Source organism: Verrucomicrobiia bacterium, assembly GCA_036405135.1.
Classification (GTDB): Bacteria; Verrucomicrobiota; Verrucomicrobiia; order Limisphaerales; family JAEYXS01; genus JAEYXS01.
The window spans coordinates 17,029-30,685 of the sequence record DASWYF010000027.1; the positions used below are offsets into that span (position 1 = coordinate 17,029).

General features: G+C 56.2%; 7 protein-coding genes. 5 read left to right on the forward strand and 2 right to left on the reverse strand.

Annotated features, from left to right (window positions below; genetic code table 11):
* Positions 1 to 11: 11 nt before the first annotated feature.
* The gene (locus VGH19_13820; protein ID HEY1172441.1) at positions 12 to 3,107 is read left to right on the forward strand and encodes a COR domain-containing protein; all 3,096 of its coding nucleotides are present in this window, start codon (positions 12 to 14) and stop codon (positions 3,105 to 3,107) included.
* Positions 3,108 to 3,370: 263 nt separating this feature from the next.
* Here the strand turns inward: VGH19_13820 and VGH19_13825 are convergent, their stop codons facing one another.
* Positions 3,371 to 4,225 (reverse strand): PepSY domain-containing protein, encoded by an 855-nt coding sequence (locus VGH19_13825; protein ID HEY1172442.1) that lies wholly within the window; start codon positions 4,223 to 4,225, stop codon positions 3,371 to 3,373.
* A gap of 1,442 nt (positions 4,226 to 5,667) precedes the next feature.
* Positions 5,668 to 6,921: a PLP-dependent aminotransferase family protein gene (locus VGH19_13830; protein HEY1172443.1), complete on the reverse strand. Its 1,254-nt coding sequence runs from the start codon at positions 6,919 to 6,921 to the stop codon at positions 5,668 to 5,670.
* A gap of 135 nt (positions 6,922 to 7,056) precedes the next feature.
* Between VGH19_13830 and VGH19_13835 the strand changes: the two genes are divergently transcribed.
* The 4 genes from VGH19_13835 (at position 7,057) to VGH19_13850 (ending at position 13,657) form a co-directional block, all read left to right on the forward strand.
* Complete coding sequence (locus VGH19_13835; GenBank protein HEY1172444.1) at positions 7,057 to 7,899, forward strand: universal stress protein; 843 nt, start codon at positions 7,057 to 7,059, stop codon at positions 7,897 to 7,899.
* Between the two features lie 161 nt (positions 7,900 to 8,060).
* Complete coding sequence (locus VGH19_13840) at positions 8,061 to 10,934, forward strand: PSD1 and planctomycete cytochrome C domain-containing protein (protein HEY1172445.1); 2,874 nt, start codon at positions 8,061 to 8,063, stop codon at positions 10,932 to 10,934.
* Positions 10,924 to 12,207, forward strand: a complete 1,284-nt coding sequence (locus VGH19_13845) for a sulfatase (GenBank protein HEY1172446.1) — start codon at positions 10,924 to 10,926, stop codon at positions 12,205 to 12,207. The genes VGH19_13840 and VGH19_13845 overlap by 11 nt, the downstream gene beginning before the upstream one ends.
* 4 nt (positions 12,208 to 12,211) lie before the next feature.
* A complete protein-coding gene (locus VGH19_13850) occupies positions 12,212 to 13,657 on the forward strand; it encodes a DUF1501 domain-containing protein (protein ID HEY1172447.1) in 1,446 nt (481 codons plus the stop codon).

Genomic DNA, 13,657 nt, shown 5'->3' on the forward strand with positions numbered 1-13,657 from the left:
GAAATAGTAATATGTCAAAAAACGACGCTTACCGCAGAGCCGAAAAACTGATTGAAAAAGCTCGGCTATCTGGGGCGAAAGAACTGAGCCTTAGTCCAGGCAGGAACTTCAAGAACGAGGATGAACTCACAGAGTTGCCGGAGACACTGGGTCAGCTCAATCAACTGCAGAAGCTGGACCTCTCCGGCAACCAACTAACGGCACTGCCGAAATCCTTGGGAGAGCTTTGGCAGTTGCAGGTACTGAACCTCTCCAAAAACCGACTGACCTCACTCCCGGAATCGCTGGGGCAGCTTACGCAATTACGGCGTCTTAATCTGTGCCGAAATGTTATATCAGAAATACCTGTCTGCATTCGGTCCTTGAAGTCGCTTCAATCATTCGCAATTGGAGACAACCAAATTACGGAAATTCCAGAATGGTTGGGAGATTCTCGTAATTTGGTTGCTCTAAACTTGGGCGATGATGGAGGCGGCAATCCTCTTGCAATTCTTCCTACTTGCATTCGACGGTTGACCAATCTCGAGGAATTCATAGCCAGCTATTGCGGGATTCATGAACTGCCAGACTGGCTTCAAGATCTTACGCAACTGCAAGTACTCTATCTGACCCGCAATAAGCTTTCTGAAATCCCACCATGGATAGGGCAGCTTAAGCAGTTAACTATGCTGAGGCTTGAAGGGAACGACCTTGCAGATATTCCAAGCTCGATTGTACAGCTTCCTCGTCTGAGAAACTTAAACATCTACGAGAACCCTCTGAACCCCGAACTCGCCGCCGCCGACAAAGTGGGCTTTGACGCCGTCCTGCGTTACTTACGTGCTAAGGAGGAAGCGCAGATAGCGTTAAACGAGGCCAAATTGATTCTGGTCGGTGAGGGCGAGGTGGGCAAGAGTTGCTTGCTCGGCGCATTGCGCGGCGATTCTTGGGAAGAAGATCGTGACACTACGCACGGTATCGAGATCAAACCGGTAAAGGTAACCAGTTCTGCTACCGGTAAGGATATCACTCTGAATGGTTGGGATTTCGGTGGCCAGCGGGTCTATCGGCCCACGCACCAGCTCTTCTTCAGCGCGCCGGCGGTTTATCTGGTGGTGTGGAAGCCTCGTGAGGGATCACAAGCTGGCGCAGTGAAGGAATGGATGAAGTTGGTTAAACACCGTGAGCCGGATGCCAAAATTCTCGTAGTCGCCACTCATGGTGGCCCTAATGCTCGCCAGCCGGACATTGACCGACAAGAGATCTGGGATCTCTTTGGTAAGGAGACGGTCGTGGATTTCTTTTTTGTCGACAGCAAGGGAGGGCAAGGGATTGCAGAACTGAAGGAAGCCATCGCCAATGTGGCTGCCGTGTTGCCAGAGATGGGCCGCAGCGTCCCGAAAAGCTGGTACGAGGCCCGTGTCGCGCTGAAAGAACTCGACACCGCGTACATCCCTACGCCGTTGGCGATTGAACTCTGTGCGAAGCATAAGATGAACGAGGAAGATGCAAGGCTCTTTCTCACTATTGAGCACGCTCTGGGCCGCCTGATCTACTACACTCACGATCCGCTACTGAAGGACATCGTGATCCTGAAACCTGACTGGCTGGCAACGGCGATTAGCTTTGTGCTGGATGACAAGCAAACGCGTGACGCGCATGGGCTGGTGAGCCATGAACGGCTCCGGCAACTATGGAGCGACGCTGCACGCGTAGCGGAGCAACGCTATCCTATGGAGCTGCACCCGGTCTTTCTTAAGCTGATGGAACGTTATGATTTGTGTTACCGCATTGCCGAAGGCAAGGACGATGATACCGAAGGCACAAGGCTGATTGCCCAACTGGTGCCGGATGTAAAGCCGATGCCTATTTATGGATGGGCCGATTTCACCCCCACAGCAGAACACGAGCGCGTACAAATCTGCCGCATTATAGAAGAGGGTACGGCGCAATCCGCCACGGCGGAAGGTTTATTCTACTTGCTCATCGTGCGCCTGCACAAGTACTCGCTGGGACGGGTGAATTTCGCAAACAGCTCTCACTGGCAACGCGGGCTGGTACTCGACGACAACTACAACGGCCGTGCGTTGTTGGAACACATCGGCAACGATGTGAAGATTGTCGTGCGGGCTGTATATCCTGAGGCTTTTCTCTCTGTGCTGACGCACGAGGTGAAGTGGCTGGTGGAGAACTTCTGGAGGGGACTGCGCTGTGACGTGATGGTGCCGTGCATCGAACCATGCGGGCGCAAGACACCAGGTAATGGACTCTTCGAGGTCGAGAAGCTCATCGAGAGCAAACGGAAACAACGCCCCGAGTATCCCTGCGCTGTGTGCAACGAGTGGCAGAACATCGACTGCCTACTGCGCAATGCGCCCGCAGCTCACGCTAATCCGATGGCGGAGTTATTGATGAATTCGATGGAGTCGCTGAAGCTGCTTGAAGCTATCCGAAGCCAGCTCGGCACGCAGCATGTAGAAGTGATCGGGCGTTTTGATCAGGTTGATGCGCAAGGTCGGGAAATCGTGAGTAAGGTGGAGGTGGCCTACTCTGGGCTGATGCAAGCTCTATTGGATGAGGCGAAAGAGGGTCCGCGGCTGTTCAGCTTCGAACCGGTGGAGCCGAGATTCTTCGACCGCCCCAAGTGGGTCAACGCGAAATTCAAACTCACCTTGTGGTGCGAGCACTCCCGTCGGCCGCTATGGTATTACTCCGATGGAGACCCTGGCGTGTATACCATTGATCTACCGCGCGAGTGGCTTTTGAAGGCCGCCCCGTTTCTTAGGATTCTTTCAACAACTCTCAGCCTAGTGCTACCTGTAGTTGCTGCTGGGGCGAAGGTGGCATTGCCGGATGCTGATTACAAAGGGATTGAGGCGCAACTGGCGCTTGGGAAAGTCACAGCGGAGTCGCTACTTAAGGTTGGCGAGAAGACCGGGGAGTGGCTGGCAACGAATGATGGGCTGGATTTTGATACCCACCGTGCGATTCGTGCCGAGGGTGGAGTTCTGCGGCAGCTACACGTTTGGCTGAAAGAAAAAGATCCGGCTTTTGGCGGCTTGGTGCGTGTCCAGAATAAGCGGCAAGAGTTCCTCTGGGTGCATCGGAATTTTGAAATTGAATACTAAGCAGGGTTGAGTGGAACAGAGGATGAAAATCTTTCGGAGTATGGGGTTTTGGGTGGTGACCCAAGGTAGTCTGGGCTCCTTGACATCGCGGGACAACTCTGGGCTGATTGATTGGAACTCCGTTGGAGTTCGACGCTATAGATAAAAATCCCCAGCCGACTTTCATCGGCTGGGGATGCCTTCAGGCCGTTCTGCTGGCCTGAGGCGCTGACTTACCACTCCGTTTTACTTACGCAACCAAAGTGGTTCGTGCCAAAGGATCGTTATATCTTGGAGAATTTGCCGTCTTCTTTGCGGCTGTCGCGGAGGATGGTGCCGTCTTCAGCCACGTGCAGTTCGATGTTTTTGCCTTCCTGCTTGATCTCGACTTCATAGACCACGCGGCCATCGCGGGTTTCTTTATCAATGTCCACGATGTCTTTCCCTGCAGCTTCACGCTTGATGGTGGCCTGGGCGGCGGTGGGGAGGTCGGCTAATTGCGTGCCCATGAAGAAGGTGCGGTCTTGTAGGTCTTTGTTATCGCGATCAACGGCGTTGCGATTGTTCCGGTCATTGCGGACGGTGCGGTCGTTATTACGGACGGCACGGTCGGTGGCGTCGTTACGCTCGGATTTCACGACGGTGCCATTGGCGGCGATGTGGAGCTGGGCATTGCGACCGGTCTGGGCGAACTCGACTTCATAGACGGGCTGGCCGTTCCAGGTCTCTTTATCGATGTCCACGACTTTGCGACCGGCGGCTTCTTTATTAATGGTGGCTTGCACGGCTTGCGGGACATCCTTCATGTCCACGCTCTGCATGCGCGGGAAGCGGGGAACGTAATCACCACTGGCAGTGGTGGTGCGGGAGTTGTCGCGATCGCTGTCTTTCACCAAGGAGCCGTCGGCCGCGATGACCAGTTTTTGGTCCTTGGCATCTTCACGGTTCATGTCCACCTCGTAAACGGTACGGCCGTCTTTGGTCTCTTTATCGATGGTGATCTTTTTGACGTCCGCGCCTTTTTGCTGGGTGATGGCCTTTTGCACGGCTTCGGGGAGCTGGTTGAATTCAACCTTTTCCGCAAAGGCGGGGGTGGCGAGGCTGACACCGAGGAGGAGACAGGTAAGAGTGGTTTTCATAGGTAATAGGTTGTTGTTCTGGTTGCTTTGATTTCGTTGTTAACAGTCGTCGATTGTGAAGGAACCTCACCCGTGGAGCGGCGTTGAACAATTGGGGTGAGGACCTGCCCTGAGGAGTTTCAAGTGTGCAAGTGTTCAGTTTTCAGCGGGGGAATGGCCGCAAAGAAGCGCAGAAGACGCAAAAAGGAATACGAGGGAAACAGTTTTAGAAATGCGAGTTACGTAAGTTGTGGTTTTTGGATGTTCTTGTTGCGGAAAAGGTTGGGTTTTTGCTGCAAATTTTAGTGAAAAGTGGTGGTTTTCTTGAGGGTTTTGTGGGATAGATTTTAGTGCTGGCAGCTCGCTGCTGGTAAAGGAAGGGCTGACAAGCCGGTTACGTGTTTCTGGTTTTGAGTTTCGAGTTAGGGACACGAAAGGCTGAAATCCCCGCTGAATGGTTCGATGGAATCGTTTTGGCAATTCCTTATGGAAGCATCATGGGATGATGGGTGCGGATGAGAACCTGTCAGGGTGTCTTGACGAAAAGAGTCAGGGCATCGCGGCAGCGATTGCCCCACCATATCTCTGGTAGGATCTGTGGGTGTGTCGGGCGTGTGGATTGGGGCTCGTAAGCTGGAGGGGGAAAGGGACGTCGGCCGAGAATGGGGCCGGGGAATCCTGAGGGTCGAAGTTCGACTTCCAAGTTGAAGTTTGATCCATCGTACTCACTGCGGAACCGGCCGGGAACTAAACACACGCTTAATTTGAACTCTCAATCGTAGAGGGGGAGAACACGGTAGCTCACAGGGGTCGGATGGTTTCATTGCTCTTTGACATAATTTCCTAAAGGAAATGCAGAGCGGGTCGAAGTTCGACTTCCCAGAGATGGGGATGGGGTGGTTTAGTGCCTCCTCTCCCCGGCCCTCTCCTCCAGCGTCTGCTGGAGGAGAGGGGGATGGGAGCTTTTGGGCTTCGGCGGGGGGTGGGTCGTGGTTATCACGTGGCCTTGACGAAAAGAGTCAGGGCTCAAGAGGACTTTCGCCCTACCGTGGATGAGGGGTTCTTCGTTTCTTTGTGGGGTGGCTGGCGAGGGTTGGGTTTGGGAGGTTGAGGCCGGAGGCTAGAGTGCCGTAGCACAGGATGCCTTGAGCGGGTTGCCGGGCGGAGCAAACCAAGCAGAAAGCCACTTCGGGGGAATGGTAGTTGCACTACGGGCCTATATTAACCGCGAACTACGCGAAAACGAGGGAAGGCGTTCAACGTTCAGAGATGGGGAATGGGTCCGATGGGGCTGTAGGACTGATAGGTCGTATCGAATCGAGGACTAAGGACGACGTTACCCTGGTTTAGCAGTACGAGGTAAACCGGCTGGCCATGACTCATAACTTCCAACTTCGAAGGAGGGGATGTAAGGCGATAGTAAGTTCACTGGCAGGGGATTTCCCTTACGGGCAGTCCGCTATCTATGATGCCAGCAAACGGCCTAAACGGGTGATGCCTTCGGTGATGTCTTTTTCAGTGGCACCGCCGAAGCTCAGGCGCATCTCGTGGTTCGGCTTGGGGCGATGGGTGTCGTCTGCATAGGCAAGTTCACCGGGCACGTACAGGACGTCTTGGGCGAGGGCCTTTTTGAAGAAGGTGGATTTCATGCCGGTCTTCAAACGGACAGGTGTGCGGGCCCAGACATATAATCCGCCTTCGGGCTGGCGCCATTGGACATCGGCAGGGAAGTGTTTCCTGATGGCGGCGACCATGACTGCGGCCTTGCTGGCGTAGCGTTCACGGAGCTGCGTGAGGTGACGCTCATAGGTGCCGGTGGCGAGGGCTTCAGCGAGGAGTTGCTGGAGGAGATTCGCGGTGCCGAAGTCGTGATTGCCTTTGATGCGGAGTACGGCGGGGAAGAGTTCCTTGGGCAGGATGCCAAAGCCGACGCGGATGCCAGTGGCGAAAGGCTTGCTGTAGGTGCCCGCGTAGATGACGCGATCGCTGCCTTTACAGGTCAGCGCAGAGGGCACGTCATCCCCTTTGAAACGCAGTTCGCGATAGGCTGCATCTTCAAGCAGATAGATGGGGTGGCCCGCGGCTTTTTCATACCGTTTGAGCAGTTTCAGGGCGGCGGCCTTGCGCTCGAGTCGAGTGGTGTAGCCGGTGGGATTCTGATGGTAGGTGACGAGATAGAGAGCCTTGAGCTTCGGCAACGAGCCTTCTTTCTTCAATTGCTCCAGGCAACGTTCGAGATCGGCCAGGTCCACACCTTCCGGGGTGAGCTTCACGCCGCGGCAATCGATGTTGCGGCTTTGGGCGATGCCGAGGAAAACGAAGTAGGTGGGGTCTTCCACGATGACGATGTCCCCGGTATCAAACAATGCCTCGGAAAGAAGGTAGAGCAATTGCTGCGAGCCATGGGTCATGAGGGTCTGCGCCACTGGGGCATCGGCCTTTCCATGGTCCAGGTGTTGCAGGCGTTTGACCGTGAGCTCACGCAAGCGGGCGTCACCGGCAGTGGCGCCGTATTGGAGGGCGGCTTGTCCGCGAGCGGCTTTCGTAAGCACTCTGCGGGCGAGGTCTTGGGCTTCCAACACGGGCAGGGAAGCATTATCGGTGAAGCCGGCCGCCAGGGAGATGATATGCGGATGGTCGAGCGTCTGCTTCATGAGCCAGGCGATGGGAGGTTCCGCGATGCGCTGGCCGAGTTGTGAAAGGGCGGTGCGTTTCATTGTTCTGACAGGCGGTATAGTGAGGATTCGGAGCTAAGACGGCAAGGAGTGAACCATGAAAGCCAATAAGAGGGAGGCGGAATCTTTTCCGCCGGGTGAAACCTGTGGTATCTTGCCTCAGGCAAAGGCCATATCATGAGTGAAGTGATCTATGACAATGTGCTTCATCCCACTGACTGCTCTGAGAGCGATGCCAGCGCCTTCGCCCATGCCCTGCGCATCGCGTTGGCCACGCAGCACCAGTTGACGCTCCTGCACGTTTGCAAAGTGGGTGAAAAATTTTCACAGGAAGATTTTCCTCATGTCCGTGCCACGCTTGTGCGCTGGTTGCATCTGCTGCCGCAGGAGAAACAGAAGGAGTTCGATGCCAGCGCGCTCAATATCTGCAAGTTCACCAAGACCGGTGATGACCCCGTGCTGGGAACACTAGAGCATCTGGTCAATCATCCCACGGATCTCATGGTCCTGGCCACTCATCAATATGAAGGGATCGACCGGCTGCTGCATCGGCCCACCGCCGAACCCATGGCCCGTTTCTGTGGTTTGAAAACCCTTTTCGTTCCCCGCCTGGGTCTGGGATTTGTAGATCCTGAAAATGGTGATCTGAATCTCCGGCACGTTCTGGTCCCCGTAGATTTCCAGCCTGATCCGCAAGCGGCATTGGATGCGGCGGCTGCGTTGTTGCGTCTGCTGAAGATCACGGATGTGCGCATCTCCATCCTGCATGTGAGCAGCGAGGACAAGGAGCCAACGCTCACCTTGCCTATCGATTCCGGCTGGAAGATCACCCGCTATCGGACGGAAGGCAACGTGGTGGACGGCATACTTCAGATGGCCTTTGAACAACACGCCGACCTGATCGCGATGTCCACGGAAGGCCACACCGGATTCCTCGATGCTCTCCGGGGCAGCATGACAGAGCGCGTGGTGCGCGAAGCCAAATGCCCGGTGCTCGCGGTGCCTGTGGGGCAACCGTAAAAATTCCCGCCGCAGGCGCTTCCGCGAAGTAAAGAGGAGTAATGGTAACTTTCTGCCCAGGCGGAGCGTCCATTGGAAGGACCCCACCCATCATGAATAAGCCAGGGGTTCACAAGATATCCGGTTTAGGATACATTAACTGAATTCCACAGAGCATGTTCATGAAGCCCCGTCCGACATGGTCGCTCGGTCTTGCACTCACGACATTATTGAGTGCTGTCACCGCCTTCGGTGCAGACCCGAAGGAAGCGGGTGAAGTCCTCTTCGTGCATCGCATCCAGCCGCTCTTCAAAGAGAAGTGTCTGGCCTGCCACGGGGATGACGAGAAGAAGATCAAGGGTGATCTGGATATGCGCACGCTGGTGGGATTATTGAAGGGTGGAGAAAGTGAGAAGCCATCGGTCATCGCGGGAAAGCCTGAGGAGAGCCCGCTCTATCTCGCGGCAACACGTCTGCATGAAAACACGTGGTCGCCCATGCCACCGAAGGAGAATGACAAGCTCACGCCGGAACAACTCGCGTATCTGAAGGAATGGATCGTAGCCGGTGCACCTTGGCCGGAACAATCGCGCTGGGCGGAGCTGGAGAAGAAAGGCGCGGACAAGTGGGCAGCAGCCGATGGTGTACCAGTGAAGACGAGCGGCGGGCTTAGTGAGGATTGGACGAACCGGCGGTATAAGCCGGAGAATCTTTGGGCGTATCAGCCGTTGAAGAAACCGGCGGTGCCAGCGCACTCCAAAAATCCGGTCGATGCTTTTCTCGCCGCGAAGATGCCGGAGGGGCTTTCCCCTGCTCCACTCGCGGATCGGCTCACACTGTTGCGGCGGGTGAGCTATGACCTCATCGGTTGGCCGCCAACACCGGCGGAAGTGACCGCGTTCTTGAATGATCCGCTGCCGGATGAACAGGCGTTTGCAAAGGTAGTGGAGCGGCTGCTGGCTTCTCCACATTATGGCGAGCGTTGGGGCCGGCATTGGCTCGATGTGGTGCGGTATGCGGATTCATCAGGCTTCGCCAATGATTACGAACGCGGCAATACGTGGCGGTATCGGGACTACGTGGTGCGCAGCTTCAATGCAGACAAGCCCTACGATCAGTTCATCCGTGAACAGATCGCCGGGGATGAGCTTTACGAGAAGCAGAAAGCCGATGCGAAGAATCCTGAACTGCTGATCGCCACGGGTTTCTTGCGCATGGGACCGTGGGAGCTGACGGGTATGGAGGTGGCGAAGATCGCGAGGCAGCGCTTCCTCGATGATGTCACGGATGGTGTGGGTCAGGTTTTCCTCGCGCACATGCTGCAATGTGCGCGCTGTCACGATCACAAGTTCGATCCCATTCCCACGCGTGATTATTATTCCATGCAGGCGGTGTTTGCCACGACGCAGCTTTCCGAACGCGCTGCGCCTTTTCTGGCGCACGAGAATGTCAATGGTTTCGAGGAGAAGAAGTATCTGGATCTGCGACGCACGGATTTCATCGCGACCTTGCAACGGCTGGATGAGAAATCTGTGCAGGCGGCACAAGGATGGTTCAAAGAAAAGGGAATTGATCCGGCAGCTTGGAACAGCGCAGTAGAACAGGCGCGTAATTCGGAACGTGGCAATGGCCGTAGGGACTTCAACGGGGTGTTCAATGCGACGCGCGCGATCATGGGACGCAAAGGCGTCGCGGAGGAGCAGTTCCCGCCGAAGCTCTATGGGTTCACGCCGGAAGATTATGGGCATGAACGCATGGCGCGGAAAGGACTGGAGCGTTTGAAATGGGAGCAGGAGCGTTATCTGCCTTTCGCTTTCTCGGTCTATAATGGTGGCACGCCGGATGTGAAATCCGTCACGGCACCGATCCGTCTGCCGAAGAATCCGAACACGGATGGTGAACTGGAAGAGGTGGCGATTCTCACGGGAGGTGATCCGTTCTCCCCCGCACAAAAGGTAACGCCCGCAGTGCTCAGTGCGGTCTCTGAGCAAGGTGCGACGATACCAAATGAGGTGAGTGGAAGGCGCACGGCCTTGGCGGATTGGATCGCGAGCCCGCAAAATCCGCTCACGGCGCGCACGATGGTGAATCGCCTTTGGCTCTGGCATTTCGGCCAACCGATCGCGGGCAATCCAAATAATTTTGGGGCGACAGGCAAGAAGCCGACGCATCCGGAACTGCTCGATTGGCTGGCGGCGAGCTTCATCGAACAAGGCTGGTCGGTGAAGGCGATGCACCGGATGATTCTTTCTTCGGAAGCGTATCGCCGCAGTTCGGCGCACCCAGATTTCAAACTGCTCGCGGAGAAGGATGCGAACAGTACCAGCTATTCTGTGTTCGCGCCGCGTCGGCTAACGGCGGAGGAATTGCGGGATTCGATGCTGCTGGTCTCAGGCGAATTAAATCCTGTCTTGGGCGGCATCCCTTCACGACCGGAGATCAACCTCGAAGCAGCGCTGCAACCGCGTCAGGTGATGGGCACGTTTGCCTCGGCATGGGAGCCGTCACCAAAGCCGGAGCAACGGCATCGTCGCTCGTTGTATGCGCTGAAGATACGCGGCTTACGCGACCCATTCATGGAGGTGTTCAACGAGCCGGGCTCTGAGCTGTCCTGCGAAGCACGTGAGGCTTCCACCATCACACCACAGGTGTTCAGCCTGTTTAATGGTGAGAGCACGTTTGATCGGGCGATCGCGTTGGCGGCGCGGTTGAAGAAGGAAACGAAATCGCGCGAAGAAGCGGTGAAGAAGGCGTTTTCGCTGGCATACGGACGTGCACCGCGAGCTGATGAGATGCAGGCGTGTCTGGCGCATTGGGAGATGATGAAGACGCGGCATGAGAAGCTGACGTTTGCGAAAGCGGAAGTGCCAAAAGAGGTCGTGCGTGAGGCAGTGGAGGAGAACACGGGAGAGAAGTTCAAGTTCACCGAAAAGCTGCATGCGTATCATGATTTTGTGCCAGACTTGAAACCCGCAGATGTGGATGCGGACACGCGGGCCTTGGCCGAAGTATGCCTGGTGATCTTTAACTCTAACGAGTTCGCGTATGTCTATTAAGGGACAATTGATCGCACTGATGTTCTGCGCGCTGGCCGTAAGCGGCATAGCAGCGACGCGTCCCAACATCATCCTCATCAACTGCGATGACCTCGGCTATGGCGATCTCGGATGCTATGGCGCGAAGGATCTACGCACGCCGCATCTGGATCGTATGGCCAAGGAAGGCACGCGCTTCACGGACTTCTCGGTGACCTCGGCTCTGTGCACACCATCGCGGGCGGCATTGATGACAGGCAAGTATCCCGGGCGTGTGGGTTTGGCGACGGGCGTGCTGCGACCGGATGCTACGAATGGTCTCGCGAGCGCGGAGGTCACGCTTGCCGAAGTGGTGAAGATGGCGGGTTACACGACGGGCTGCATCGGTAAATGGCATCTGGGTTTCGTGAAAGGCATGCGGCCGATGGATCAGGGTTTTGATAGTTATTACGGCGTGCTGCATAACCTCGACAAGCACGAGACGGTGGTGTTCGAGAAAGAGGGCGGCATGCCAGTGCTGCGCGGAGATAAGGTGGAGAAGCGTCCGGCAGTTCCGGCGGAGATGACGGAACTGTATACGGTGGAGGCGTTGAGATTCATCGAGTCTAACAAGGATAAACCGTTCTTCCTCTATCTCGGTCACGCCATGCCGCATATCCCATTCGATGCGTCACCGCGTTTCAAAGACAAATCGGCACGCGGGCTTTATGGCGATAGCATCGAGGAACTGGATGACAGCACGGGGAGAATCCTCGATAAACTGCGCTCACTGAATCTCGCTGAGAAAACGCTGGTGATCTTCACGAGTGACAATGGGCCAGAACGGCGGACACCGGGCACCGCGGGCGTATTGCGCGGAACGAAGCACACGGTGCTGGAGGGCGGCTTGCGCGTTCCGTTCATCGTGTGGTGGCCGGGGCATGTGCCGGCTGGACGAGTCGCGAATGAGTTTATCACGGCACTCGATATATTGCCGACGTTCGCGAAGCTTGCAGATGTCACGTTTCCGAAAGATTTGAAACTCGATGGAATGGATGTCTCTGCGGTGTTACTCGGGAAAGAGCGTTCACCGCGCACGACGCTTTATTCGCTCTATGGTTTGAACAAGAACCGCAGCGAATCTTTTCGTGAGAAAGAGTGGAAGCTGCATCTCACCACGCCGCCGCAGCTCTACAATCTGACTACTGATATCGGAGAAACCAATAACGTCGCGAGCCAGCACACAGAGCTGGTGCAGCAATTAACCGAGGCCGCTGTTCACTTCCGCAAGGTGACCAACATCCCGCCCCCTTGATGCCATGACGACTCCTTACTTTCCATGCACACCGGGCGCACGGGCCTTTTCCAGCCACACGCGGCGGGACTTTCTCTATTCGCTCGGCGCGAGTATCGGCAGCGTGGCGTTCAGCTCGTTTCTCGCGAAGGAAGCGGGCGCTGCGGAGGTAAAGGCCGGGCCGTTGTCGCCGAAGGAGGGACATATCGCTGCGAAGGCGAAGAGCTGCATCTTCCTGATGATGGAAGGCGGACCATCGCACATCGACACGTTCGATCCCAAGCCGATGCTGGCGAAGATGCATCTGAAGGAGTTCGTGCGCGAGGGCAAGATGAAGTCTGCGATGGAGAGCGGCAAACGCTACTACGTCCAGAGCCCGTTCAAGTTTCGCAAAGCGGGCCAGAGCGGCATGGACATGGCGGAGAATTGGGAGCATCTGGCAAAGGTTGCGGATGATCTGTGCTTCTACCGTGGTTGTCAGGTGGACTCGGTGAATCATCCCACGGCGATGTATCAGATGAATACGGGCAACCGTTTCGGCGGCGATCCGGGCATCGGCTCGTGGGTGACGTATGGGCTCGGCACGGTGAATCAAAATCTGCCGGGCTTCATCGTGTTGCCAGAGGTGTCGTATCCGCAAGGTGGCTCGGCGAATTGGAGCAATGGTTACTTGCCTGCGAGTTTTCAGGGAACGCCGTTGCGTGCGAAGGGTTCACCCATTCTTGATCTGCAACCGCCCAAGGGCATCACGCCGGAACATCAGCGGCAGAATCTCGATCTACTCGCGAAGCTGAATCAAGGCCATGCGGCGCAGCATCCGGGGCATGATGAACTGGCGGCGCGCATGGAGAATTACGAACTGGCCTTCCGCATGCAGATGCAGGTGCCGGGCATTCTCGATATGAGCCAGGAGGATGCGAGGCTGAAGGCAATGTATGGCATCGGCAATGACGCGACGGATGCGTTCGGGAAGAAATGTCTGCTGGCTCGTCGGCTGGTGGAGAAAGGCGTGCGCTTCATCCAGCTCTACGCGGGCACGTGGGATAGCCATGATTACATCGAGCGCGCGCATGGGAATCTGGTGCGTAATGTGGATCAACCCATCGCGGCGCTCATCATGGATCTGAAACAGCGCGGCTTGCTGGATAGCACGCTCATCGTGTGGTGCGGCGAGTTCGGACGTTCACCGGACAACGGCGTGCGGGGCGGCACCGCCTATGGGCGCGATCATAACCCGCATGCAATGACGATGTGGCTCGCGGGTGGCGGTGTGAAGGCGGGCAGCATCATAGGCGCGACCGATGAGATGGGTGACAAGGCAGTGGATACGGTGCATCACGTGCGTGATGTGCATGTGACGTTGCTGCGTTTGCTGGGGTTGGATGATAACAAGCTCACGTATTTCCACGGCGGCCGGTTCAAGCAGCTAAGCCAGTTCGGCGGGCAGGTGATCAAGGAGTTGATTGCGTAG